Below are 23,377 nucleotides of genomic sequence, written 5' to 3'. Positions count from 1 at the left end.
GCCTGTCAATGAGATGGACGTGAAAAGATCGCCCGATGACGACCGAGTACGCGCGCTACGAAGCGGCCACGCCCGACGAACACGGCCACCACAAGGGCGTGTTCGGCCTGGTCAACAACCTCGGCCGGGCCGGCCGGCTCACCCCGGAGCAGGAGCGCTTCCGGCGTGCGAACAACGCCTGGTACGACACCGCGTACACCGACCCCTCCACCGTCGACCCGACCGTCTACGACCCGGCGGTCAACCCGGGAGCCGCCGCCTGGTTCAAACCGGCGGCCACGCATCTCTTCGCGCGGCTCCCCGGCTATCTGGAGATCCTCGACGCGCACGGCGTCGCCTGGCGCCGGGCGGTCTCGGCCGACCCGGGGCGCGTCGTCTACGAGGACGAGGTGCAGGTCGTCGTAGTGCCGCACGAACTCTGAGCCTCATGTGACGTGAGGTGATTGCGCCCCGGATGAGCGGATAAGCGGCCGACATGCGTGACCTGGCGCAGGCTGGTTACGTGACCGGAACGGGGCACGTGCCCCTGCGGGGCGAAGAGAGACGAGGTGACACGGCATGACCGACGGGAACGACGACGCGCTCATGGGCGACGAGGTCTACCAGCCGAGCGATGAGCCGGAGGCGCGCGACGACGAAGGCGCCCTGGAGGCGGAGGACACCCTGACGGACCGCGGCGTCGACCCGCACGACGAGGGCTACTCGCCGCCCGAGCGCCCGCTCGGCGTCGACCACAAGGGCACCACGGCCGCCGAGCAGCGCGAGGGCGAGACCCTCGACGAGCGCCTCGCCGAGGAGCGCCCGGACCCCGTCGTCGACGCGTACGAGGCCCTGGAGTCCGGCGAGGAGGAGGACGACGAGATCGGCGACCTGGAGGGCGGCGAGGGCGAGCCCCTCGACGACGAGGTCGGCGACGACCGGGCGGGCCGCCTCCTGGCCCCCGACGAGGGCGCCCACGAGGACGCCGAGAAGGACATACTGGCCGAGGACGTCGGCATCGACGGCGGCGCCGCGTCGGCCGAGGAGGCCGCGGTGCACGTGGTCGACGAGGACGAGGACGCCGGCCGGCTCTGACCCGCTCCGGGCGGCTCAGTGCCCGTACGCGGTGGCGGTCAGCATCAGCGCGACCGAGGTGAAGGCCGCCACGAGCGCGAGCACCGGCGGGCCGAGGGTGATGTCGTCCGTCGCGCACCGGCGGGCGATGACACCCACGCAGACCACGCTGAGCGCGCCCAGGACCATCGCGGCGATGATGAGCACGGCGTCGGCCTCCTCGGCTCGGTTGCGCCCCCTCGGTCCCCATCCTCGCCCGTCCCCGCGGCCCCCGCAAAGGACACGGAACAAAGGACACGGAACATGCAGATCGATCTCAAGGGGCGCACCGCCCTCGTCACCGGCTCCACGCAGGGCATCGGCGCGGCCATCGCCACGGGCCTCGCGCGGGCCGGGGCGCGTGTCGGCGTCAACGGCCGTTCGGCCGGCCGGGTGGAGGAGGCGATCGCCGAACTCGCCGCGCGGGTGCCCGGCGCCGACCTGGTGCCGGTCGTCGCGGACCTCGCCACCGAGGACGGCGCCCGCAGTGTCGCCGAGGCGCTCCCGGAGACCGACATCCTCGTCAACAACCTCGGCATCTTCGGCTCCGCCGAACCCCTTGAGATCAGCGACGACGAGTGGCGGCGCTACTTCGAGGTCAACGTCCTCGCGGGCGTCCGCCTCACCCGCATGTTCCTGCCCGGCATGATGGAGCGCGGCTGGGGCCGGGTGCAGTACATCGCCAGCGACTCGGCCGTCGTGGTCCCCGCCGAGATGATCCACTACGGCATGTCCAAGACGGCCCTGCTCTCCGTGAGCCGCGGCTTCGCCAAGCGGGCCGCGGGCACCGGTGTCACGGTGAACTCGGTCCTCGCGGGCCCCACCCACACCGGCGGCGTCGAGGACTTCGTGTACGAACTCGTCGACCGGGACCTGCCCTGGGACGAGGCACAGCGGGCCTTCATGCGCGAGCACCGCCCGCAGTCGCTGCTCCAGCGCCTGATCGAGCCCGAGGAGATCGCCAACATGGTCGTCTACCTCAGCTCCGAGCAGGCTTCGGCGACCACCGGAGGTGCGGTCCGGGTCGACGGCGGGTACGTGGACTCCATCCTGCCGTGAGCGCGGGTGTCCGAGGCGGAACCGGGACAGGGGTGGACGACTGATGGACGGCAAAACGTGGTTCGTCGTCGCCACGGTGGCGGCCGTGGTGATGCTGGTGGCCGCGCTCTACCTCCTCGTACGTGTCTTCCAGGCGCGCAAGCTGCTGCTGGACGCGGGGATCCCGCTGCGCAGCAAGGCCCTGTTCTGGACCGCCGTGATCTACACGATCTCCCCGGTCGACCTGCTTCCCGACCCCATCTACCTCGACGACATCGGGATCCTCCTCGTCGCGCTGAAGTCACTGCACTCGGCGGCGCGCGCGGTCAAGCCGCCGTCGGAGCGGGTACGCCCTTGACGGGTACGCCCTCGGTCGCAGGGCCGGAACGGCCTGCCGAACACTCCGCACTGCGATCGGATAACGACATCGCGCGAGACTCATCAAGCCCCAAGAAAACACGCATACGCTCAGGAACCGACGGAAGCGACTGACCAGGCGACCGGGCGGGGGAGCGATGCGATGAACGTGCCGACGAGCCGTGACGGGCGGGTGCTGCCGGCCCTGCCGTACTGCGTGATGGTGCTGGTGGCCCTCGTCGAGATGGGGACCCCCGCCGGGTTCGGGCTGCTCCCTCTGATGTCGCTCGGCCCGGCCTTCGCGGGCCTCGTCGGCACCAAGCGGCGCACCGCCCGCATCGGCGTCCTCGCCGTCCTGCTCTGCGTCCTGCTCGCCGCCTGCGACGGCGAACTCGGCAAACGACGCCTCTACATCGCCTCGATCAGCATCGCGGGCGTCACCGCGGCGGGCCTGCTCGCCGTCGCGCTGCGGGAGCGGCGCGACGCCGAACTGGCCAGTGTCCGCTCCATCGCCGAGGTCGCCCAGCGCGTCCTGCTGCGGCCCGTGCCCCGCGTCGCGGGCGAACTGCGCGTCGCCGTCTCCTACACCTCGGCCGTCGCCCAGGCCCGCATCGGCGGCGACCTGTACGAGGTCGTGGCCGCCGCCGGTGCGACGCGGGCCCTCATCGGCGACGTACAGGGCAAAGGCCTCGAAGCGGTGGAGACGGCGGCGCTCGTCCTCGGCGCCTTCCGCGAAGCCGCCCACGACGAACCCGAACTGGAAGGGCTGGGGCGGCGGTTGGCGCGCGCCGTCGACCGGGAGCTGGAGGGCGAGCGGTTCGTCAGCGCCCTCCTCGTCGAGATCCCGGCGGGCGGCCGCCACGTCACGTTCCTCAACTTCGGCCACCCCGCCCCGCTGATCGTCCGCGCCGACGGCTCCACCCTCTTCCCGGAACCGCCCGCGTACGCGCTGCCGCTCGGGATTGGCGTGGAGGGCGGGGAGCGGCCCGCCCCGTACTCCGTCGACTTCGCCCCCGGCGACCAGCTCCTCCTCTACACGGACGGGGTGAGCGAGGCGCGCGACGGCGCCGGGGACTTCTATCCGCTCGCCGACCGCGTCGCCCTGCTCAAGGACCCCGACGCGGAGGCCGCCATCGAGCGCCTGCGCACCGACCTCGTCGACCACGCGAAGGGGCCGCTGCACGACGACGCGGCGATGCTGCTGCTCCGCCACCGCGAGGGCTGACCCCGCTAGCGGTCCCGGACCTGTTCGGCCAGGTTCTGGAGCCGGTCGCGGTAGGCGCGCCAGAACGCCGGGTCCCGCGATGGCAGGCTGTCGTTGTCCTCGCGCCAGCCCACCGCCCCGTCCAGGTTCTCCCGCAGGATGTCCGCGTGCCCGGCGTGGCGCTGGGTGTCACCGAGCACCCGGACCAGGACGTGATGGAGCGTCACCTCCCGCTTCCCCTCCTCCCACCACGGCACCGAGCCGACCGTGTCGAGCGGCAGCTCGCGCACCGAGGCGTCGGCATGGGTCCACGCCCGCCGGTAGTGCTCCACGATCAGCTCGCGCGACTCGTCGGCGGTGGCGTACGAGTCCTCCTCCGGGTCCGGCATCGGCACGTCGTGGGGCCTGCCGAACGTCACGCAGAGGTAGCCGAGCTCCACCATGGTCACGTGCTTGACCAGGCCGAGCAGGTTCGTGCCCGTCGAGGTCAGGGGCCGCCGGAGGTCGTACTCCGACAGCCCTTCGAGCTTCCACAGCAGGGCGTCACGGGCCTGCTGCAGATAGAAAAGCAGGTCATTCTTCTGTTCGATCTGGCTCATGGCGGCAGTCTGCCCGACCGTCAGTCCGCCCGACCGGCAGTCCGTCCGACCGGCCGTTGTCAGTGGCGGCTGCGAGGGTGGGGGTATGGACGAACAGGAGTTCCTGCGCGGCAGGGTGTACGGCGCGGACCACGAGGACGCGGGCCCCCGGCCCGGCCGTACCTACGCGCAATTGATCGGCGGCCCGCTGGACGGGCTCCTCCTGGACGTCACGGACCGGTCCGCCGGGCGGGGGTCCGCCGCGATCGCCCTGCCGACCGAGCTGGGCGCGTTCGGACCGGGCGGCCGCGCCCTGTACGGGCCCCTGGACACCGACCGGCGCCGCTTCCTCTGGCAGGGGGACACCCCCTGAGCCAAGGGTCTGGCGCGGAGCGGGAACGTCGCCATAATGACCGCGTGACCCCCTCCGAGAGCCACGAGAGCCACGAGGAGCACGTACCGGCCGTGATCGTGGGAGCCGGCCCGGCCGGGCTCACCGTCGGCAACATCCTGCGCGCGGCCGGCATCGACTGCGTGGTCCTGGAGTGCGAGACCCGCGCCTTCATCGAGCGGCGGCCGCGGGCCGGAGTCATCGAGGAGTGGGCGGTGCGCGCCCTCGACCGGCGCGGCCTCGCCGCGAACCTGCTCGCCCGCGCGGAGCGCCACACCGCCTGCGAGTTCCGCTTCGAGGGGGAGCGCCACCCCTTCTCCTACGGTGAACTGACGGGCAGTCACCACTTCGTCTACCCGCAACCCCTCCTGGTCACCGACCTCGTGCGTGAGTACGCCGACGTGCGCGGCGGCGACATCCGCTTCGCCGCCCGCGACGTCCGGCCGCACGACATCGACACCGACCACCCCTCGGTCGCGTACACCTGCCCCGACACGGGCCGCCGCACCGTCCTGCGCTGTGACGTCGTCGCCGGGTGCGACGGCGCGCGCGGAGCGAGCCGCGGCGCGCTGCCCGCGGGCCGGGTCCGCGTCGCCCGCCACGACTACGGCATCGGCTGGCTGGCGCTGCTCGCGCAGGCGCCGCCCTCGGCGGACCGCGTGCTGTTCGGCATGCACCCCGACGGGTTCGCCGGCCAGATGCCGCGCGGCCCCGAGATGACCCGCTACTACCTCCAGTGCCCGCCCGGCGACGATCCGGACCGCTGGTCCGATGAGCGCGTCTGGGACCAGCTGCACCGGCGGCTCGCGGCGGACGGCGCCGCGCCCCTCGTCGAGGGTCCGCTCATCGAGAAGCGCGTCCTCGACATGCACGACTACGTGGTCGAACCGATGCGCCACGGCCGCCTCTTCCTCGCCGGGGACGCCGCGCACCTGGTGGCCCCGATCGCCGCGAAGGGCATGAACCTGGCCCTGCACGACGCCTTCCGCCTCGGCGACGCCCTCACCGCCCGCTTCCACGGCAGGCCGGACGCCGACGACCTGCTGGAGGGGTACTCCCGGTCCTGCCTGCGCCGCGTCTGGGACTACCAGGAGTTCTCGCAGTGGCTCTCGGAGCTGTACCACGGCACGGCCACGGGCGACCCGTTCCGCACGGGCACCACACTGGCCCGGCTGCGCCGCCTGTTCACCTCGCGCCACGCCGCCGCCGCGTTCGCCGAGCAGTATCTGGGCACGGCGGAGCGGTACTGACGCGGCTAGCCTTGGGCCATGTACGAGACGCGGATGTCCTGGCACGTCACCGCCCCGCCCGCCGCCGTCTACCGGGCGCTCGTCGACGCCGAGGCGGTCGCCGTGTGGCGGACGCCGGACGGGATGCGCGGCCATGTCCACACCTTCGAGGCGCGCGAGGGCGGCCGGTTCCGCATCTCGCTCACCTACGACACCGCGACGGGCACCGGGAAGTCGGACGCGCACACCGACACCTACTCCGGCACCTTCGTCCGGCTCGTCGCGGACGAACTGGTCGTCGAGGAGTCCGTCTTCGAGACCGGCGACCCCGCGCTGCGCACCACCATGACGCTCACCACCACCCTGACCCCGGCCGGCGGCGGCACCGACGTACTCCTCGTGCACACGGGCGTCCCGGACGCCGTTCCCCCCGCCGACAACGAGACGGGCACCCGGATGGCGCTCGCGCACCTCGCCCGCTACGTGGAGGAGCGCGAACGCCCCCGGTGACCGAGCCCTGCACACACGTGTGCCCCGGCCGGTTCGGGGCCGGGGCACACGTGTCGGGGGTCAGGCCCCGGGCAGCCGCTCCGCCGTGAGCCGCGCGTGCAGCTCCCGCCCGTGGTCGACCTCCCGTACCGCCCCGGTCAGCGTCACCCGCGCCGTCAGCAGGGGGCGCGTGCTCGACGCGCTCAGGCGCAGTTCCAGATCGCCGGGCTCGACGACGCGCCGCCCCGCCCGGCCGGTGAACGAGGCCAGGTCCGCGGGGATCCGCGCGCGGACCCGGACCGCCTCGCCCGGCGCCAGTTCGTCGAGGCGCACGTAGCCGATGAGCCGCTGGACCGGCTGCACGACCGAGGCGACGGGGTCGTGCAGGTACAGCTGCACGACTTCGGTGCCGGGCCGCGCGCCGGTGTTGCGGACCGTGCACGCCAGCTCGAACTCCCCGTCGGTGGGCGCCACTTGCGCGGGCACCTCCAGGTCCGTCCACGCGAACGTCGTGTACGTGAGCCCGTGCCCGAAGCCGAAGGCCGGGCCCGGGTCCAGGTTCGACACCTCCGAGGCGTGCCCGAGCCGCGCCGCGAGATATGTGGCGGGCTGCGCCCCGGACTGCCGCGGCACACCGACCGGCAGCCGTCCCGACGGGCGCACCCGGCCGCTGAGGACGCCGGCGATCGCGCGCGTGCCCTCCTCGCCGGGGAAGAAGGTCTGCACGACGGCGGCGGCCTCCTCCACCGCCCGGCCGAGGACGTAGGGGCGGCCCGCGAGCAGGGTCGCGACCACGGGGGTGCCGGTGTCCAGGAGCGCGTCGAGCAGCTCCTGCTGTGCGCCGGGCAGGGTGAGCGAGGCGACGTCGCAGCCTTCGCCGCTGGTGCCGCGCCCGAAGAGTCCGGCACGGTCGCCGAGCGCGGTGACGACCACGTCGGCGCCGCGCGCGAGTTCGACGGCGGCGGCGAAACCGTCCCCGCGTCCGGCGTCCACGGCGTCGAGCCCCGGGGCCGAGACGATCTCGCTCTGCGGGAACTCCGCCGCCAACGCCTCGCGCAGCGTGGGCAGTTCGATGCCGAGCGGCTTGTCGGGCGTACGGCTGCCGACGTGCACGGGGAAGGAGTAGCAGCCGAGGACCGCCGTGGGCACGTCCGCGAGCGGGCCGATCACGGCGATGCGACGTGCCGGGGGCGGGGCGAGGGGGAGTGTGCCGTCGTTGGTCAGGAGGACCACGGCCTCCTCGGCGACCCGGCGGGCCAGCTCGCGGTTGCCCTCGGTGTCGAGGTCGACCGTCCCGCGCGCCTGCTCGGCCGCCGCGCCGGTGAGGGCCGCGGGGGACGGGTCCCAGTCCGGGTCGAGCAGGCCCAGCTCGGCCTTCTGCGCGAGGACCCGGCGGGCCGCGCGGTCCACCAGCGCCTCGGGCACGAGCCCGTCGGCGATCGCCTTGCGCAGCGGTTCGCCGAACGCCTTGACGGTCGGGAGCTCCACGTCGACACCGGCCGTGAGCGCCGTACCGGCCGCATCGCCGAGCGACCCGGCGACGCCGTGCAGGGTCTGGAGGAACGCGACGGCGAAGTAGTCGGCGACGACCGTACCGGTGAAGCCCCAGGTGTCGCGGAGCAGCCCGGTCAGGAGCCGCTCGTCGGCGGCGGAGGGCATACCGTCGGTGTCGGTGTAGGCGTGCATCACCGACCGCACGCCGCTCTCCCGCACGGCCATCTCGAACGGCGCGAGCACCACGTCCGCGAACTCGCGCGGCCCCATCGAGACCGGCGCGAGGTTGCGCCCGGCCCGGGACGCCGCGTACCCGGCGAAGTGCTTCAGGGTGGCGACGACGCCCGCCGACTCCAGGCCCTGGACGTAGGCGGTGGCGACGGTGCCGACGAGGTAGGGGTCCTCGCCGATCGTCTCCTCGACGCGGCCCCAGCGGACGTCGCGTATGACGTCGAGGACCGGGGCGAGCCCCTGGTGGACGCCGACCGAGCGCATGTCGCGGCCGATCGCCGCCGCCATCTCCCGTACGAGGTCCGGGTCGAAGGTGGCGCCCCAGGAGAGCGGCACCGGGTAGGCGGTCGCGCCCCAGGCGGCGAATCCGGCGAGGCACTCCTCGTGGGCGAGGGCCGGGATGGAGAACCGGCCCGCGGCCGCGATGCGGCGCTGGGTGCGGGCGAGGGAGAGCGCGCCGAGCGCCGGGTCGACGGGCGCGGACCCGAACGGCCGGGTCAGCTGGCCGAGCCCGTGCGGGAGGAGTTCGTCGAGGTCGACCGGCTCCTCCATGTCGTGCTGGTGCGGGGCGACGTCGCCGCCCTCCGCGGAGGCGCCCACCCAGACGCCGTAGAGCTGGGCGATCTTCTCTTCGAGGGTCATCTCGGCGAGCAGGGCGTCGGCCCGGTCTCCCGGGGCGGCGCTCGGGTCGCGCCACAGCGGGGTGGCGGACGGGCCGGGTTCTCGGGCCGCTCGGGTCATGTGGTCGGTCACTTTCCTCCGACTCCCATCAGCCCCTGGACCAGGGCGCGACGGGCGAACAGGTAGACGATCAGGATGGGGAGCATGGACAGCACGACCGCGGAGAGCAGGCCCGGGATGTCGACACCGTGCTCGGTCTGGAAGTCGTAGAGACCCATGGTGATGACCTTGGTGTCCGCGGACTGCGTGAGCACCAGCGGGAACAGGAAGCCGTTCCACGCCTGGAGCGCGGAGTACACGGTGATGGTCGACAGGCCGCTGCGGGACAGCGGGAGGACGAGGCGGAAGAAGATCCGCCACGGTGTCGCGCCGTCCATCGTCATGGCCTCGTACAGCTCGGGCGTGATGTCCCGCATGGCGCCGGTCAGGATCAACGTGCACACGGGCATGGCGAACGCGGCCGTCGGCAGGATGACACCGATGAGGTTGTCGTAGAGCCCGGCCTCGCTGATCACGTAGAACATGGGCACGATGACGGCCTGCGCGGGGATCGCGAGGCCGAGCAGGAACAGCCGGAACACCCCGCCGGTCAGCCGGCCCGTGCCGCGCACGATGGCGTACGCGAGCGGCGGCACGAGCAGGAGCACGATGCCGACCACGCAGACCGTGACGACGAACGTGTTGAAGAAGTACTGCCCGAAACCGCTGCTGAAATTGGCGGTGTAGTTGTCGAACGTGAAGTGGTGGGGCAGGGACAACGGCCCGTTCGCACCGTAGTCGGAGCGCGACTGGAACGTGGCCACCAGCATCACGTACAGCGGGAGCCCGACCAGGAACAGCCAGACCAGCGAGCCGAATCCGGCGAGGACGTTGGGCCGCTCGCGGCGGCCCGGCGCCCGCGTCTTCGTCGTGGGGACGGTCGTCACAGGCCCTCCATCTGGCTGCGCATCTTGTCGTAGCCGGACAGCCGCACCATGACGAGCGAGACGAGCGTGGCGACGAGGACCAGGAGGAGGCCGACCGCGGAAGCCGCGCCGTAGTCGAAGCTCTTGAACGCCTTTTGGTACATGTAGTACGCGCTGATGGTGGTGTCCGTGCCGGGGCCGCCCTGGGTGAGGATCAGCACCGTGTCGAACGTGGTGAGGCCGCCGACCACCATCAGGATCATCGAGGTGATGATGCTGTTGCGCAGCTGCGGCAGGGTGATGTGGAAGAACTGGCGCACCGTGCCCGCGCCGTCGATCTGTGCCGCCTGGTAGAGCACCGGCGGCACCGCGCGGGCCGCGCCCTGGTAGATCAGCGTGTGCAGCGGGGTGAACTGCCAGGTGCTGACGAAGACCAGGACGCCGATGGCGCTGGCCTGGTGGCCGAAGAGGTTGCCGTCGCCGAACAGCCAGGTGGCCTGCGCCGGTACGCCGAAGTTCGGGTCGAGCACCGCGCGCCACAGGACGGACACGGCGGCGGCGGACAGGAGCAGCGGCACGAAGTAGATGGCGGACAGGACGGCCCGGTTGCGCTGGTGGCCCGCCGCCCAGACGCCGAGGAGGAGGCTGAGCGGTGTCTGGACGACGACGCCGAGCACGGTGAGCAGCACGCTGAGCCAGAGGCTCTTGAGCAGCACCGGATCGTCGAAGATCTTGCGCCAGTTGTCGAGCCCGGTGAACTCCGGGTCGGTCAGCCCGTTCCAGCTGGTGAAGGAGAGGACGGCGACCAGGAGGAGCGGGACGAGGGCGAACAGGCCGAAGAAGACGGCGGCGGGGACGGCCCAGCCGACGCCGGGCCGGCCCACCCCGGCGCCGTGGCCCCTGTCCCGGCGCGGGGGCGCCGCGGGGGCGCCCCCGCCGGTGCGGGCGGGGCGCCGTCCGGTGCGGAGGTCGCTGGTCAGTTCGCTGGTCATGACGTGGGCAGGGCCTGCATCGCCTTGACGAAGCCGTCCTCGTCGATGGAGCCGTTGAAGAACTGCTGCACGGCCTGGTGCATGGCGGTCGACGCGGACTGCGGATAGGCCTGGTCCCACGACAGCTGGAAGGACGGCGCCTTCTTCACCAGGTCGTACTGGAACTTGGCGTACTCGGGGCTCGTGGCCTCGTCCAGGTGGTCGGCGGTGTTGGTCGTGGTCGGCAGGTTGCCGATGCCGAGGTGGGCCTTCACGAACTCCTCGCTGTACTGCAGCTTCAGGAACTCGGCGACGGCCTCGGGGTGCTTCGTCTTCTTCAGCACCGAGTAGAAGTTGTTGGTGTTGCCGACGAGGTTGTCCGCCTCGCCCTTGCCGCCGCCGACGGTCGGGAACGCGGTGTAGCCGAAGTCCTTCTTGGCGAAGTCCGGGTGCGCCTCCTGCTGGGTCGAGTACTCCCAGGAGCCCATCAGTTCGAAGCCGGCCTTGCCGGTGGCGAGCAGGGTGGGCGAGCCCTGGTCGGTGAACTTCACCGAGTCGTAGTTCGTGCCGAAGGCCCCGGCGTCGACCAGCTCGCGGATCATCGAGAGCGCCTTCTTGCTGTCGGCGCTCTCCCAGGCCGACTTGTCGCCCTTGAGCGCCTTGTCGAAGAGGCCGGGTCCGGCGATGCGGTCGTAGAGGTACTCGAACCACATGAGCGTCGGCCACTGGTCGCCGCCGCCGAGGGCGATCGGCGTGACGCCCTCGGCCTTCAGCTCCTTGACCGTCGAGAGCAGTTCGTCCCAGGTCTTCGGCGGGGTGACGCCCGCCTTGTCGAGGACCTTCTTGTTGTGGAAGAGCAGCACCGGCTGGGTGCCGCGCATCGGGACGCCGTACGGCTTGCCGTCGACCACGGCGCTGTTGAAGACCGAGGGCAGGAAGTTCGACTTGAGCTTCGGGTCCTTGGCGATGAAGTCGTCGAGGGGGAGCAGCAGACCGGCGTCGACGAACGGCTTGATGGAGCCGCCGCCCCAGTTGAAGAAGACGTCGGGGGCCTGCTTGCTGCTGATGATCGTCTGCAGCTTGGCCTGGTAGTCGGCGCCGGGGATGGTGTCGAGGACCGCCTTGACGTCGGACTTCTTGTTGAAGTCGGCGATCAGCTGCTTCTCGACCTTGTTGGCCGAGTCCCCGTAGACCAGGACGTGAATCTTCCCGTCACCGTCACCGACCGAGTCGGAGCCGCCGCACCCGGCGAGGGTGAGCAGCAGGGTCAGAGCGGCACCGCCGGCGACGACAGTTCTCGGCAACCGTACGCGTGGAGTCATGGTTTCGCCTCTCGAAACTCTTTCGGCCTCGGCGCCGAAAGTTCACACGCCGGGACGCTAGGTGTAGCCCATAGAGGGGTCAACCCCGCGTCGGCGAGTTATCAAAGCGTTACGAGGCGGGGGAAGTTGGCGGTGCCTTATGCTCCTCACCATGCGAGAGGACGAAGAGCTGGGCCGCATCACCCTGGCGCAAGTGGCCCAGGAGGCGGGGGTCTCCATTTCGACAGTTTCGAAAGTGCTCAACGGGCGCCAGGACGTCGCGGGGCAGACCCGCGTCAAGGTGGAGCGCCTCCTGGAGGAGCACGCCTACCGGCGCACGACCCGCGCCGCCCGCGAGGCCCCGCTCATCGAGCTGGTCTTCCACGAGCTGGAGAGCGTCTGGGCCCTCGAGCTGATCCGCGGTGTGGAGAAGGTCGCCAAGGCGCACCAGGCGAGCGTGGTCCTGACCGAGAGCGGTACGCGGCAGGCGCCGGGCCCCGAGTGGATCGAGGGGGTGCTCCAGCGCAGGCCGCGCGGCGTCGTCCTGGTCTTCTCCGCGCTGCCCACCGAGGTCAAGCAGCGGCTGCGCTCGCGCTCCATCCCGTTCGTCATCGTCGACCCGGCGGGCGACCCCGACCCGGACGTGCCCTCCGTCGGCTCGGCCAACTGGAACGGCGGCCTGGTCGCCACCCGGCACCTCATCGAACTCGGCCACCGCCGCATCGGCATCATCACCGGGCCCGGCGACATGCTCTGCTCCCTGGCCCGGCTCGACGGCTACCGCTCGGCGCTCAGCATGGCGGGGCTCCCCGCCGACCCCGCGCTCGTGCGCTACGGCGACTTCCACGTCGAGGGCGGCCGCGAGCGCGCCGTCGACCTGCTCGACCTGGACGATCCGCCGACCGCCATCTTCGCGGGCAGCGACCTCCAGGCGCTCGGCGCCCTGGAGGCCGCCCGCCTGCGCGGCCTGCGCGTCCCCGAGGACCTGTCGATCGTCGGCTACGACGACGTGCCCCTGGCCCAGTGGTCGAGCCCCGCCCTGACCACCGTGCACCAGCCGCTGCGGCAGATGGCCGAGGAGGCGGTGCAGATGCTGATGCGGCTCCGTGTGCGCGAGCCCGTGACGACGCGGCTCGAACTGGCGACGAGCCTGGTCGTGCGCAAGAGCACGGCACCGCCGGCCGGGTAGGCGACCGCGCGGGGACCGGCGCCCGTCGCCCGCATGAATTGCGTGTACATGCCTTGACTGCCGGTCTCGACCACCCGCACCGTTGCGGGGACTTTCGTGACGTCCGTCGAGCGGTGTTCCCTGGGGGATTCGTGCACAGGAGATGGTTCGGCGCGGGCGCGGCACTGTCGGTCGTCGCGGTACTCGGCGCGGGCACGGCCCCGGCGCCCGCCGCGCCGCGGCACGGCCTCCCGCTCGGCGCCGCCGGTCTGACCGAGACCCGCACCACGCGCACGCTCCAGCCGGGCGTCACCCTGACCCGGATCGTGCGCGGCGCCGAGGCGCCCGCGCTCGCGTGGACGGTCGAGATGTCCATCCCGGGCGGCGCCACGTCCCCCGACCCCGACGCGCCCCCGGCCGCCCTGAAGGACCGGGCCAGCGCCGCCGAACTCACCGCCCGGCTGCGGGCCGAGGGCTTCGACGCGCGTGCCGAGGAGGTCGTCACCCCGGCGGTCACCGACCACCCCGGCGGCCCGCTCGGCTGGCGGGTCCGGGTCGGCCGCCTGCCCTCGCAGGCCGGGGCGGTGGCCGAGCGCGCCCGCCTGGTCGCCGCCGGGTACACCGGCTCCGCCACGTACACCGGCTGGGACGGGGACCCCGGCGACCGCGGGCCGTGGCGGATCGACGTGCTCACCATCGACCCGCACACGTTCCGCGGCGCGCTCAAGGCGTCGTACGGGCCCGACCTGGAGCGGCGCGAGACGACCAGCGCCCTCGCCGCGGCGGCCGGGGCGAGCGCCGGGGTCAACGCCGGTTTCTTCGTCCTCGACCCGAAGGCGGGCGCCCCGGGCGACCCGGCCGGGGCCGGGGTCTACGACGGCCGTCTGCTGAGCGAGGCGGTGAACGGCCGCCCCGGCCTCGTGGTCCGGGACTCCGCACGCGGCACCCGCGTCGAGCGGTTCACCTGGCGCGGCACCGTCACGGGCGGGGGCGGGACCCTCGCGCTCGACGGCGTCGACCGCGTCCCGGGACTGATCCGAAACTGTGGCGGCACGGCCGACGACAGCCCCACCTCCCGGCCGCTGCACGACGCGACCTGCACCGACCCGGACGAACTCGTCGCCTTCACACCCGAGTTCGGTGCGCGCACCCCGCGGGGCGAGGGCGTCGAGGCCGTCCTCGACCGCCACGGCCGCGTCCTCGACGTGCGCACCCCGCGCGGCGGCACGCTGCCCGCCGGCGGCAGCTCCGTCCAGGCCACCGGCAAGGAGGCGGACCGGCTCAAGGCCCTCGCCGAGGCCGGACGGCGGCTGCGCGTCGACAGCGGCCTGCGCGACGGCCGGGGCCGCCCGGTCGCCACCCGCGGCATCAGCGTCCTCAACGGCGGCCCCGAACTCGTCCGCGACGGCCGCCTCCACACCACCCCCGCCGCCGACGGCATGGTGCAGCCGGACAATCCGAGCTTCTACTACGGCTGGGTCCACAAGCGGAACCCGCGCACCCTCGCCGGGGTCGACGCCCACGGCAGGACCGTGCTCGTCACCGCCGACGGACGCGGCACCGACGCGCTCGGCCTGAGCATCCCGGAGAGCGCCGCCGTCGCGCGGGCGCTCGGCCTGCGCGACGCGGTCAACCTCGACGGCGGCGGCTCCACGACGATGGTCGCCGACGGCCGCGTCGTCAACGAACCGTCGGACGCCACCGGCGAACGCCCGGTCGGCGACGCGCTGCTGATCACCCCGGACCGCGCCCCACGCACCTGACCCCCGACAGGAGCCGCCATGAACGCCGCCACGATCCGCCGCTCCAGATCCCTGCTGCTCGTCCTCGCCGCCCTGCTGTGCACCCTCCTGCCGCACGCGCCCGCCGTCGCCGCGAAGGACCGGGGCGGCGCCGAGGTCGTCGCGGTCACCCAGGTCGCCGAACGGCAGGTGGACCTGTCCGTCCGCTCCGCCGCCCTCGGCGACCGCACCGTCAAGGTCCGCCTGCTCACGCCCGACGGCTGGAACCCGGAGGACCACCGCAGGCACTGGCCGACGCTCTGGCTGCTGCACGGCTGCTGCGGTGACTACACGTCATGGACGCACGCGACCGACGTCGCCGCGATCGAGAGCCTGCGCGACGTCCTCGTCGTCATGCCGGAGGCCGGCTGGAACGGCTGGTACAGCGACTGGTGGAACTACGGGAAGGGCTCCGCCCCCGCCTGGGAGACCTTCCACACCCGGGAGCTGCGCCGCCTCCTGGAGAGCGACTGGGGCGCGGGCGCCCGCCGCGTCGTCGCGGGCCTGTCCATGGGCGGCCAAGGCGCGCTCCTGTACGCCGCCCGGCACCCGGGCATGTTCCGGGCGGCCGCGGCCTACTCCGGCTCCGCGCACCCGCTCCTGAACGACGAGTCCGTGCAGCGCATCATGGGCTTCTTCGCGGGCCAGGGCGACGACCCGCGCAAGGTGTGGGGCGACCCGGTCGCACAGCGCGCCGTCTGGGCCGCCCACGACCCGTACCACCTGGCCCGGCGCCTCACGTCGCTGCCCGTCTACCTCTCGTGCGGCGACGGCACCGCCGGCCCGCTGGACGAGCCGGGCGCCACCGACGCCCTCGAAGCCGACTTCGACCGGCAGAACCACGCCCTCGCCGACGCACTGCACCGCCTCGGCGCCCGCCGTCTGACCACCCACTTCTACGGCGCGGGAACGCACACCTGGGCGTACTGGCAGCGAGAACTGCACGCCTCGCTGCCGATGCTCCTGCGAGGGCTCGGCGTACGCGCCTGAAGCGGGCCGCTACGGCTTGCGGCCGACGCCGCCGTAGCTGCTGACCGGCGCCGGGGCCCCGGCGCCGGTCACCGCGGCCCGCCACTGCGAGACGGAGGCCAGCCCGGGCTCGACGAGGGTGAACCCGTCGAAGAACCGGGCGATCTGCCCCGGGCTTCGGTTGACCCGCGGATTGTCACTGGTGTTGTTCCACTGCTCGACCATCGCCCGGGTCGCCTCGGGGTGATACTCCGCCGTGCTGTCGCACAGGACGAGGTGACTGCCGCCGGGCAGCGCCGCCTTCAACTCCTCGACAAGGGTGTAGGCATGATCGTCGGTGACATGGGCGACGACGCCGAGCAGCATCAGCGCGACCGGCCGGTCGAAGTCCAGGGTGTGGGCCGCCTGGCGCAGGATGTTCGCCGGGTCGCGCAGATCGGCCTCGATGTAGTCCGTCGCCCCCTGCGGCGTACTCGTCAGGAGCGCCTCGGCGTGCCGCAGGACGACCGGGTCGTGGTCCACGTAGACGATCCGGGCGCCCGGATCGTGGCGCTGGGCGACGTCATGCGTGTTGTCGATGGTCGGCAGCCCCGTACCGATGTCGAGGAACTGCGCGATGCCCGCGTCCTGGACGAGGTAGGAGACGGCCCGCGCGAGAAACGCCCGCTGCGCCCGTGCCACGTGCACGATCTCGGGGTTGACCGCCTGGATGGCGTCGCCCACCTCGCGGTCGACCTCGTAGCAGTCCTTGCCGCCGAGCCAGTAGTTCCAGATCCGGGCCGAGTGCGGTGCGGAGCTGTCCGCGACGGACTTGTCCTGCGTCATGAGCTGCCTCCGGGTGGTCGTTCCGGCGTGCCTCAAGGTCGCAACAGCCTAATACGCTGATCACGCCACGCACCGGGAACGGGCCCCGCCCCCGGATCTCAGCGCCCGCGCCGCACCCGGGCCGCCTTGCGCGCCTCGGCGAGCTTGCGGGCCTCGGCGGACTTGCGGGAGGTGCCGCGCGCGGAGGTGTCCTTGCTGGTGCCGATGCCCCGGAAGGGCTTGTTGGTGTTCGTCCTCGCGGTCTCGGTGCCGCCGTCGAGCGGCTTGCCCGCCGGTGCCTTCGCCCCGGTGATCCGGCTCAGCTCGGCCTCGCCCGAGCGGACCTTGCTGACCTTCGCCTCGACCCCCGCCTCGGCCATGACCGCGCTCAGCTCGCGGCGCTGCCCGGAGAGGACCAGAGTGACGACCCGGCCGGACTCGCCGGCGCGTGCCGTACGCCCCGCGCGGTGCAGATAGTCCTTGGGGTCGGTGGGCGGGTCGACGTTCACGACGAGGTCGAGGTCGTCGATGTGCAGGCCGCGCGCCGCGACATTGGTGGCCACGAGGACGGGCACCTGGCCGCTCTTGAACTGCGCGAGGGTCCGCGTCCGCTGCGGCTGCGACTTGCCGCTGTGCAGCCCGGCCGCGTCCACGCCGCTGGCCCGCAGATGCCGGGTGAGCTGGTCGACGCCGTGCTTGGTGTCCAGGAACAGCAGGACGCGGCCGTCACGGGCGGCGATCTCGGTCGTCACGGCCCAGCGGTCGGGCCCGTGCACGACAAGGACGTGGTGGTCCATCGTCGTGACCGCGCTCGTCGACGGATCGGCGCTGTGCTCGACGGGGGAGTGCAGATAGTCGCCGACCAGCCGCTCGACGTCGCGGTCCAGGGTCGCCGAGAACAACATGCGCTGACCGTCGGCGTGCACCTGGTCCAGCGCCTCGGTGACCTGCGGAAGGAACCCCATGTCGCACATCTGGTCCGCCTCGTCGAGGACGGTGATCCGCACCCGGCCCAGGCGGCACGCCTTGCGCTCGATCAGGTCGTGCAACCGGCCCGGGGTGGCGACGACGACCTCGGCCCCGTCCCGCAGCTCGGCGACTTGTCGACCGATCGACATACCGCCCACGACCGTGGCCATCCGCAGCCGCAGCGCCCGGGCGTACGGCGCGAGCGCCTCCGTCACCTGCTGCGCCAGCTCGCGCGTCGGTACGAGGACGAGCGCGAGCGGCTGCTTCGCCTCGGCCCGCCGCCCGGCCGTGCGCACGAGCAGCGGCAGGCCGAAGGCGAGCGTCTTGCCGGAGCCGGTGCGCCCGCGCCCCAGGACGTCACGGCCGGCGAGCGCGTCGGGGATCGTGGCCGCCTGGATCGGGAACGGCTCGCTCACCCCCCGCTCGCCGAGCGTGCGCAGCACATCGGCGGGCAGGCCGAGGTCGGCGAAGGAGACGTTCATGGGGAGCCTTCCGTCTGAGGAACGTACCGGGGACGTCACAGGAAGGCCCGGTCGACCGCGCAAACGGCTGACAGTAACACAGAGCGACCTGCGGCCCAGCCGCTGTCGAACGAGAGGTCAGCCGCTCCTGAAGGCGGCCAGGATGCGTTCGGCGGCCAGCGTGGCGGTCAGTTCCCCGTCCCGCACCTGCCGCTCCAGGCCGGGCGCGAGCGACCGCACCGCCGGGTCCGCGCGCAGGCTGCCGAGCAGCTCGTCGCGGACCATCGTCCAGGCCCAGTCGACCTGCTGCTCCCTGCGCCGCTCCGCGAGCCGTCCCGTGGAGTCGAGCAGCGCCCGGTGCTGTTCGAGCCGCTCCCAGACCGTGTCCAGGCCGGTCGACTCGCGGGCGCTGCAACTGAGCACGGGCGGCGTCCAGAAGGCGTCCTTGCCGTGCATGAGGCGCAGGGCGCCCGAGAGTTCCCGCGCGGCGGCGCGGGCGTCGCGCTCGTGCGGCCCGTCGGCCTTGTTGACGCTGACCACGTCGGCCAGTTCCAGGACGCCCTTCTTGATGCCCTGCAACTGGTCGCCCGTCCGCGCCAGTGTGAGCAGCAGGAACGAGTCGACCATGTTGGCGACGGCCGTCTCGGACTGTCCGACGCCGACCGTCTCCACGAGCACCACGTCGTACCCGGCGGCCTCCATCACGACGATCGACTCGCGGGTGGCCTTCGCGACGCCGCCGAGCGTCCCGGCGGTGGGGGAGGGGCGCACGAACGCCGCCGGGTCGACGGCGAGCCGCTCCATCCGCGTCTTGTCGCCGAGGATCGACCCGCCGGTCCTGCTGGACGACGGGTCGACCGCGAGGACGGCCACCCGGTGCCCGAGCCCGGTCAGCATCGTGCCGAAGGCGTCGATGAACGTCGACTTGCCGACACCCGGCACGCCGCTCACACCGATGCGCCGCGCCCGCCCGCTGTGCGGAAGCAGCTCGGTCAGCAGCGCCTGCGCCAGCGCCCGGTGCTGGGGCCGGGTGGACTCGACGAGAGTGATCGCGCGGGCGACGACCGCCCGCTTCCCGTCGAGCACACCTTTGACATACGTGTCGAGGTCGATGGCCATGGACGTCACCGGCTCACAGGTCGTCGTGCCCGAGGTCGGCCGCGAGGCGTTCCACCAGGTCGTGGGCGGCGTCCGGGATGACGGTGCCGGGCGGGAACACGGCGGCGGCGCCCATCTCCCGGAGGGTCGCCACGTCCTGCGGCGGGATCACCCCGCCGACCACGACCATGATGTCCTCGCGCCCCTCCTCGGCGAGCGCCTCGCGCAGCGCCGGTACGAGGGTGAGGTGACCGGCGGCGAGCGAGGACACCCCGACGATGTGCACGTCCGCCTCGACGGCCTGCCGCGCGACCTCGCCCGGGGTCTGGAACAGCGGGCCGACGTCGACGTCGAAGCCCAGGTCGGCGAAGGCGGTGGCGATCACCTTCTGGCCGCGGTCGTGCCCGTCCTGGCCCATCTTGGCGACGAGGATGCGCGGCCGGCGCCCCTCGGCCTCGGCGAACTCCTCGACACGGCTCCGTGTGCGCTCCACGGCCCCGGACTCACCTGCTTCGTTGCGGTACACGCCGGAGATCGTACGGATCTGCCCGGCGTGACGCCCGTACACCTTCTCCAGGGCGTCGGAGATCTCGCCGACGGTCGCCTTCGCGCGGGCCGCGCGCACGGCCAGTTCGAGGAGGTTGCCCTCGCCGCCGGCGGCGCGGGTGAGCGCGGTGAGCGCGTCCTGGCAGGCGGTTTCGTCGCGCTCCTCGCGCAGGCGGCGCAGCTTGGCGATCTGCTGGGCGCGCACGGAGGAGTTGTCGACCTTGAGCACGTCGATCTGCTCGTCGGAGTCGACCCGGTACTTGTTGACGCCGATGACCGGCTGCCGCCCGGAGTCGATACGGGCCTGGGTGCGGGCCGCGGCCTCCTCGATGCGGAGCTTGGGGATGCCCGCGTCGATGGCCTTGGCCATGCCGCCCGCCTGCTCCACCTCCTGGATGTGCTGCCAGGCGCGGCGCGCGAGGTCGTAGGTCAGCTTCTCCACGTACGCGCTGCCGCCCCACGGGTCGATGACCCGTGCCGTGCCGGACTCCTGCTGGAGCAGGAGCTGGGTGTTGCGGGCGATGCGCGCGGAGAAGTCGGTCGGCAGGGCGAGCGCCTCGTCCAGCGCGTTGGTGTGCAGGGACTGGGTGTGACCCTGGGTCGCCGCCATCGCCTCGACACAGGTACGGGTGACGTTGTTGAACACGTCCTGCGCCGTCAGCGACCAGCCCGACGTCTGCGAATGGGTGCGCAGGGAGAGGGACTTGCTGTTCCGCGGGTCGAACTGCTTGACCAGCTTCGCCCACAGCAGGCGGGCCGCGCGGAGCTTCGCGATCTCCATGAAGAAGTTCATGCCGATCGCCCAGAAGAACGACAGGCGCGGTGCGAACGCGTCCACGTCGAGGCCCGCCTCGCGCCCCGCCCGGATGTACTCGACCCCGTCGGCCAGCGTGTACGCCAGCTCCAGGTCGGCCGTCGCGCCCGCCTCCTGGATGTGGTAGCCGGAGATGGAGATGGAGTTGTAGCGCGGCATCCGCTGCGAGGTGAAGGCGAAGATGTCGGAGATGATCCGCATCGACGGCTTCGGCGGATAGATGTAGGTGTTGCGGACCATGAACTCCTTGAGGATGTCGTTCTGGATGGTCCCGGCCAGCTTCTCGGGCGGTACGCCCTGTTCCTCGGCCGCCACGATGTAGAGCGCGAGGACGGGAAGGACGGCGCCGTTCATCGTCATCGACACCGACATCCGGTCCAGCGGGATGCCGTCGAAGAGCTGGCGCATGTCGTAGATCGAGTCGATGGCGACCCCCGCCATGCCGACGTCGCCGGTGACCCGCGGGTGGTCGCTGTCGTAGCCGCGGTGGGTCGGCAGGTCGAAGGCGACCGACAGGCCCTTCTGGCCCGCCGCGAGGTTGCGCCGGTAGAAGGCGTTGGACTCCTCGGCCGTGGAGAAACCCGCGTACTGCCGGATCGTCCAGGGCTGGTTCACGTACATCGTCGGGTACGGGCCGCGCAGGTACGGGGCCGTGCCCGGATAGGTGCGCAGGAAGTCGAGGCCCGCGAGGTCGTCACCGGTGTAGAGCGGCTTGACCGGGATGCCCTCGGGGGTCTCCCACAGCAGGTCGGCGCCGTCGGCGGCGCCCTTCACGGCGGCGCTCCACTCGTCGGTCCCGGTGTCGGGCGCCGGGGTGCCGAGGTCGATCGCGGAGAAGTCCGGGATACGGGGGCCGGTCATGAGGAGACTCCCAAACGGTCGAGCGTGGCGGTGAGCACGTCCACGGCGTCACAGCCCGCGTAGACGTAGGTGTCGACTCCGGCATACGTGTGCGGGCGGCCCGCGAGGAACACGTGCCGGGCACCGGCCGCCCGCAGCTCCCGCACGGCGGCCTCGGCCTGCTCCTCGTAGACCGCGTCGTTGGAGCACAGGCACACGTCCCGCGCGCCGCTCTCCGCGAACCCGCCCTCGGTGACGGCCTCGACGCCGCCCGCCTGGAACAGGTTGGCCGCGAAGGTGAGGCGGGCGGTGTGCGCGGAGGCCGAGCCGAGCGCGGCGAGATACACCCGCGGCCGGGCCCCGGTCTCGGCGAGATGGGTGTCGGAGCGGGCCCGCAGCTCCTCGAACGCCTCGTCCCTGCGCACCCGGGGCAGACCCCCGGACGCGGGCGCGGGCACCGGCTCGCGCATCACCGGCTTCTCGGCCAGGTGCGGGAACTCGCTGACCCCGGTGACCGGTTCGCGGCGGGTGGCGAGCCTCTTGCTCCGCGCGGCCCAGGTGGCGGCGAGCCGGTCGTGGACCAGCCCTGAGCGCAGGGCGGCGGCCTGGCCGCCCGCCCGCTCGATCTCCTGGAAGAACTCCCAGGCCGCGCGCGCGAGTTCGTCGGTGAGCCGCTCCACGTACCAGGAGCCGCCCGCCGGGTCGATGACGCGGGCGAGGTGCGACTCCTCGATGAGGATGCCGGAGGTGTTGCGGGCGATGCGCCGGGCGAACGCGTCGGGCAGACCGAGCGCGTGGTCGAAGGGGAGCACCGTCACCGCGTCGGCGCCGCCCACCCCGGCGGCCAGCGTCGCGATCGTCGTGCGCAGCATGTTCACCCACGGGTCGCGGCGCGTCATCATCACCGGCGAGGTCACGGCGTGCTGGAGCTGCGCGCCCGAGCCCGGCGCCCCGCACGCCTCGGCGACGCGCGCCCACAGGCGGCGGGCGGCGCGGAAGGTGGCGATGGTGAGGAACTGGTCGGCCCCGGCGGCGTAGCGGAACTCCAGTTGCGCGAGGGCCTGTTCGACGCTCAGGCCCGCGTCGGTCAGCTCGCGCAGGTAGGCGACGCCGGTGGCGAGGGAGCAGCCGAGCTCCTGCGCGGCCGAGGCACCGGCCTCGTGGTACGGCAGCGCGTCCACGGTGAGCGCGCGCAGCCCCGGGTACCGCTCGGCGCACAGCCGGGCGAGGTCCCGTACGGGCGCGGTGTCGTACGACTCCCCGGTGCGGGCCTCGTGGCCGAGCGGGTCGGCGCCCAGGTTGCCGCGGACGGCGTCGGGGGCGACGCCCTTCTCCTCGTACAGCGCCAGCAACGCGCGGGCGGCGGCGCCGACTTCGGCGCCCGCGTCGAGCACGACGGGGGCCAGGTCGAGCAGGACGCCGTCGAGCGCCCCGGGCAGCGCGGAGACGGGGAAGAGGGTGTCGTCCCCGGTCGTCAGCCACAGGGAGGTGACGCCGTTCTCCAGGTCGGCGAGGAGCCCGCCGGAGTCGGCGACCGTGTGCCGCTGGCGCACGTCCCAGCCGCCGACGGTGTTGCCCTCGGCCCGGCCGCCCCGTACGAACGGCGCGAATCCGGGCAGCCCGGCGGGGGCCGCGGTGTCGTCGGCCGTATACAAGGGGCGGGCGCGCAGCCCGTCCTCCAACGCGGTGGACAGGGCGTCTTCCGCCTCGGCGGCCGTGACTTCCTTGCCCGACTTGCGCAGCACACCCGCGACCAGGTGCTGCCACTGCTCATGTGTCGCGTCAGGGAACTCGGCGGCGAGGGAAAGCCCGTCGTCAGGCAGGACCGTCATGGTCGGGATGCTAGGGCAGACCGGCGCCCGGGCAGCAGGTGGGGCACGTGTGACCTTGTTCTCCTTGCCTCGCGGGCGCCGAGCCTCTAGAGCCTGCGCCGCGCACCGTCCGCGCCCCGGCATCAGCAAAATAT

The 23,377-nt window shown here is 72.7% G+C and carries 22 protein-coding genes; 11 read left to right on the top strand and 11 right to left on the bottom strand.

The genetic code is table 11. From position 1 onward, the window contains the following. Positions 1-35 precede the first annotated feature (35 nt). Together C1N81_RS09990 and C1N81_RS09985 are read left to right on the top strand one after the other, a co-directional pair. Positions 36-422 (top strand): hypothetical protein, encoded by a 387-nt coding sequence (locus tag C1N81_RS09990; RefSeq protein WP_394428401.1) that lies wholly within the window; start codon positions 36-38, stop codon positions 420-422. Positions 423-558: 136 nt separating this feature from the next. Continuing rightward, entirely contained in the window at positions 559-1,074 is a 516-nt protein-coding gene (locus C1N81_RS09985; protein WP_394428400.1) for a DUF5709 domain-containing protein, read from the top strand. Between the two features lie 15 nt (positions 1,075-1,089). Here C1N81_RS09985 and C1N81_RS09980 read toward each other — a convergent pair whose 3' ends face one another. Beyond that, a complete protein-coding gene (locus tag C1N81_RS09980; RefSeq protein ID WP_394428399.1) occupies positions 1,090-1,260 on the bottom strand; it encodes a hypothetical protein in 171 nt (56 codons plus the stop codon). 96 nt (positions 1,261-1,356) lie between these two features. Here C1N81_RS09980 and C1N81_RS09975 point away from each other — a divergent pair, with 96 nt between their 5' ends. The 3 genes from C1N81_RS09975 to C1N81_RS09965 all read left to right on the top strand — a co-directional run bounded on the left by C1N81_RS09975 (position 1,357) and on the right by C1N81_RS09965 (position 3,712). Then, entirely contained in the window at positions 1,357-2,151 is a 795-nt protein-coding gene (locus C1N81_RS09975; protein WP_394428398.1) for an SDR family NAD(P)-dependent oxidoreductase, read from the top strand. A gap of 43 nt (positions 2,152-2,194) precedes the next feature. Next, positions 2,195-2,488, top strand: coding sequence for a YkvA family protein (locus C1N81_RS09970; RefSeq protein ID WP_394428397.1), 294 nt, complete (start codon positions 2,195-2,197; stop codon positions 2,486-2,488). Positions 2,489-2,650: 162 nt separating this feature from the next. After that, on the top strand, positions 2,651-3,712 hold the full coding sequence (locus C1N81_RS09965; protein WP_394428396.1) for a PP2C family protein-serine/threonine phosphatase: 1,062 nt from the start codon (positions 2,651-2,653) through the stop codon (positions 3,710-3,712). A gap of 5 nt (positions 3,713-3,717) precedes the next feature. Here the strand turns inward: C1N81_RS09965 and C1N81_RS09960 are convergent, their stop codons facing one another. Then, positions 3,718-4,290: a DinB family protein gene (locus C1N81_RS09960; RefSeq protein ID WP_394428395.1), complete on the bottom strand. Its 573-nt coding sequence runs from the start codon at positions 4,288-4,290 to the stop codon at positions 3,718-3,720. Positions 4,291-4,375: 85 nt separating this feature from the next. Between C1N81_RS09960 and C1N81_RS09955 the strand changes: the two genes are divergently transcribed. From C1N81_RS09955 to C1N81_RS09945, 3 genes are read left to right on the top strand one after another with little or no spacing between them, the layout of a single operon-like run. Then, positions 4,376-4,642 carry a hypothetical protein gene (locus tag C1N81_RS09955; RefSeq protein WP_394428394.1) on the top strand — a complete coding sequence of 89 codons (267 nt, stop codon included), beginning with the start codon at positions 4,376-4,378 and terminating at the stop codon, positions 4,640-4,642. 44 nt (positions 4,643-4,686) lie between these two features. Continuing rightward, positions 4,687-5,910 carry a 4-hydroxybenzoate 3-monooxygenase gene (locus C1N81_RS09950; RefSeq protein WP_394428393.1) on the top strand — a complete coding sequence of 408 codons (1,224 nt, stop codon included), beginning with the start codon at positions 4,687-4,689 and terminating at the stop codon, positions 5,908-5,910. 18 nt (positions 5,911-5,928) lie between these two features. Further along, a complete protein-coding gene (locus tag C1N81_RS09945) occupies positions 5,929-6,399 on the top strand; it encodes an SRPBCC domain-containing protein (RefSeq protein ID WP_394428392.1) in 471 nt (156 codons plus the stop codon). Between the two features lie 60 nt (positions 6,400-6,459). Here C1N81_RS09945 and C1N81_RS09940 read toward each other — a convergent pair whose 3' ends face one another. From C1N81_RS09940 to C1N81_RS09925, 4 genes are read right to left on the bottom strand one after another with little or no spacing between them, the layout of a single operon-like run. Beyond that, positions 6,460-8,844 carry a beta-xylosidase/alpha-l-arabinosidase gene (locus C1N81_RS09940; protein WP_394428391.1) on the bottom strand — a complete coding sequence of 795 codons (2,385 nt, stop codon included), beginning with the start codon at positions 8,842-8,844 and terminating at the stop codon, positions 6,460-6,462. Positions 8,845-8,852: 8 nt separating this feature from the next. Continuing rightward, a complete protein-coding gene (locus C1N81_RS09935; protein WP_394428390.1) occupies positions 8,853-9,710 on the bottom strand; it encodes a carbohydrate ABC transporter permease in 858 nt (285 codons plus the stop codon). After that, entirely contained in the window at positions 9,707-10,681 is a 975-nt protein-coding gene (locus tag C1N81_RS09930; protein WP_394428389.1) for a carbohydrate ABC transporter permease, read from the bottom strand. Before C1N81_RS09930 ends, C1N81_RS09935 begins: the two co-directional genes overlap by 4 nt. Beyond that, positions 10,678-11,982 (bottom strand): ABC transporter substrate-binding protein, encoded by a 1,305-nt coding sequence (locus tag C1N81_RS09925; protein ID WP_394428388.1) that lies wholly within the window; start codon positions 11,980-11,982, stop codon positions 10,678-10,680. The genes C1N81_RS09930 and C1N81_RS09925 overlap by 4 nt, the downstream gene beginning before the upstream one ends. Positions 11,983-12,121: 139 nt before the next feature. Between C1N81_RS09925 and C1N81_RS09920 the strand changes: the two genes are divergently transcribed. The 3 genes from C1N81_RS09920 to C1N81_RS09910 all read left to right on the top strand — a co-directional run bounded on the left by C1N81_RS09920 (position 12,122) and on the right by C1N81_RS09910 (position 15,900). Continuing rightward, positions 12,122-13,150, top strand: a complete 1,029-nt coding sequence (locus tag C1N81_RS09920) for a LacI family DNA-binding transcriptional regulator (protein ID WP_394428387.1) — start codon at positions 12,122-12,124, stop codon at positions 13,148-13,150. 131 nt (positions 13,151-13,281) lie between these two features. Then, positions 13,282-14,892, top strand: a complete 1,611-nt coding sequence (locus C1N81_RS09915; RefSeq protein WP_394428386.1) for a phosphodiester glycosidase family protein — start codon at positions 13,282-13,284, stop codon at positions 14,890-14,892. An 18-nt stretch (positions 14,893-14,910) separates the two neighbouring features. Continuing rightward, positions 14,911-15,900 carry an alpha/beta hydrolase gene (locus C1N81_RS09910; RefSeq protein ID WP_394428385.1) on the top strand — a complete coding sequence of 330 codons (990 nt, stop codon included), beginning with the start codon at positions 14,911-14,913 and terminating at the stop codon, positions 15,898-15,900. A 9-nt stretch (positions 15,901-15,909) separates the two neighbouring features. Here C1N81_RS09910 and C1N81_RS09905 read toward each other — a convergent pair whose 3' ends face one another. The 5 genes from C1N81_RS09905 to C1N81_RS09885 all read right to left on the bottom strand — a co-directional run bounded on the left by C1N81_RS09905 (position 15,910) and on the right by C1N81_RS09885 (position 23,243). Beyond that, positions 15,910-16,704: an SAM-dependent methyltransferase gene (locus C1N81_RS09905; RefSeq protein ID WP_394428384.1), complete on the bottom strand. Its 795-nt coding sequence runs from the start codon at positions 16,702-16,704 to the stop codon at positions 15,910-15,912. Positions 16,705-16,802: 98 nt separating this feature from the next. Next, positions 16,803-18,134, bottom strand: a complete 1,332-nt coding sequence (locus C1N81_RS09900) for a DEAD/DEAH box helicase (protein WP_394428383.1) — start codon at positions 18,132-18,134, stop codon at positions 16,803-16,805. 117 nt (positions 18,135-18,251) lie between these two features. Continuing rightward, positions 18,252-19,232: a methylmalonyl Co-A mutase-associated GTPase MeaB gene (gene meaB / locus C1N81_RS09895; protein WP_394428382.1), complete on the bottom strand. Its 981-nt coding sequence runs from the start codon at positions 19,230-19,232 to the stop codon at positions 18,252-18,254. A gap of 13 nt (positions 19,233-19,245) precedes the next feature. Further along, positions 19,246-21,432, bottom strand: coding sequence for a methylmalonyl-CoA mutase (gene scpA / locus C1N81_RS09890; protein WP_394428381.1), 2,187 nt, complete (start codon positions 21,430-21,432; stop codon positions 19,246-19,248). After that, a complete protein-coding gene (locus tag C1N81_RS09885; RefSeq protein WP_394428380.1) occupies positions 21,429-23,243 on the bottom strand; it encodes a methylmalonyl-CoA mutase family protein in 1,815 nt (604 codons plus the stop codon). Before C1N81_RS09885 ends, scpA begins: the two co-directional genes overlap by 4 nt. Positions 23,244-23,377 lie beyond the last annotated feature (134 nt).

The organism is Streptomyces sp. SGAir0957 (genome assembly GCF_043523415.1).
The sequence above is the reverse complement of the archived record's forward strand: the minus strand, read 5'-3'. Positions and strand labels throughout refer to the sequence as shown.

Coding starts and splice junctions, on each gene's coding strand:
- C1N81_RS09920 (WP_394428387.1), top strand. CDS start 12,122: ATGCTCCTCACCATGCGAGAGGACGAAGAGCTGGGCCGCATCACCCTG.
- C1N81_RS09905 (WP_394428384.1), bottom strand. CDS start 16,704: ATGACGCAGGACAAGTCCGTCGCGGACAGCTCCGCACCGCACTCGGCC.
- C1N81_RS09975 (WP_394428398.1), top strand. CDS start 1,357: ATGCAGATCGATCTCAAGGGGCGCACCGCCCTCGTCACCGGCTCCACG.
- C1N81_RS09910 (WP_394428385.1), top strand. CDS start 14,911: ATGAACGCCGCCACGATCCGCCGCTCCAGATCCCTGCTGCTCGTCCTC.
- C1N81_RS09885 (WP_394428380.1), bottom strand. CDS start 23,243: ATGACGGTCCTGCCTGACGACGGGCTTTCCCTCGCCGCCGAGTTCCCT.
- C1N81_RS09940 (WP_394428391.1), bottom strand. CDS start 8,844: ATGACCCGAGCGGCCCGAGAACCCGGCCCGTCCGCCACCCCGCTGTGG.
- scpA (WP_394428381.1), bottom strand. CDS start 21,432: ATGACCGGCCCCCGTATCCCGGACTTCTCCGCGATCGACCTCGGCACC.
- C1N81_RS09965 (WP_394428396.1), top strand. CDS start 2,651: ATGAACGTGCCGACGAGCCGTGACGGGCGGGTGCTGCCGGCCCTGCCG.
- C1N81_RS09970 (WP_394428397.1), top strand. CDS start 2,195: ATGGACGGCAAAACGTGGTTCGTCGTCGCCACGGTGGCGGCCGTGGTG.
- C1N81_RS09930 (WP_394428389.1), bottom strand. CDS start 10,681: ATGACCAGCGAACTGACCAGCGACCTCCGCACCGGACGGCGCCCCGCC.
- meaB (WP_394428382.1), bottom strand. CDS start 19,232: ATGGCCATCGACCTCGACACGTATGTCAAAGGTGTGCTCGACGGGAAG.
- C1N81_RS09925 (WP_394428388.1), bottom strand. CDS start 11,982: ATGACTCCACGCGTACGGTTGCCGAGAACTGTCGTCGCCGGCGGTGCC.
- C1N81_RS09985 (WP_394428400.1), top strand. CDS start 559: ATGACCGACGGGAACGACGACGCGCTCATGGGCGACGAGGTCTACCAG.
- C1N81_RS09900 (WP_394428383.1), bottom strand. CDS start 18,134: ATGAACGTCTCCTTCGCCGACCTCGGCCTGCCCGCCGATGTGCTGCGC.
- C1N81_RS09955 (WP_394428394.1), top strand. CDS start 4,376: ATGGACGAACAGGAGTTCCTGCGCGGCAGGGTGTACGGCGCGGACCAC.
- C1N81_RS09945 (WP_394428392.1), top strand. CDS start 5,929: ATGTACGAGACGCGGATGTCCTGGCACGTCACCGCCCCGCCCGCCGCC.
- C1N81_RS09990 (WP_394428401.1), top strand. CDS start 36: ATGACGACCGAGTACGCGCGCTACGAAGCGGCCACGCCCGACGAACAC.
- C1N81_RS09960 (WP_394428395.1), bottom strand. CDS start 4,290: ATGAGCCAGATCGAACAGAAGAATGACCTGCTTTTCTATCTGCAGCAG.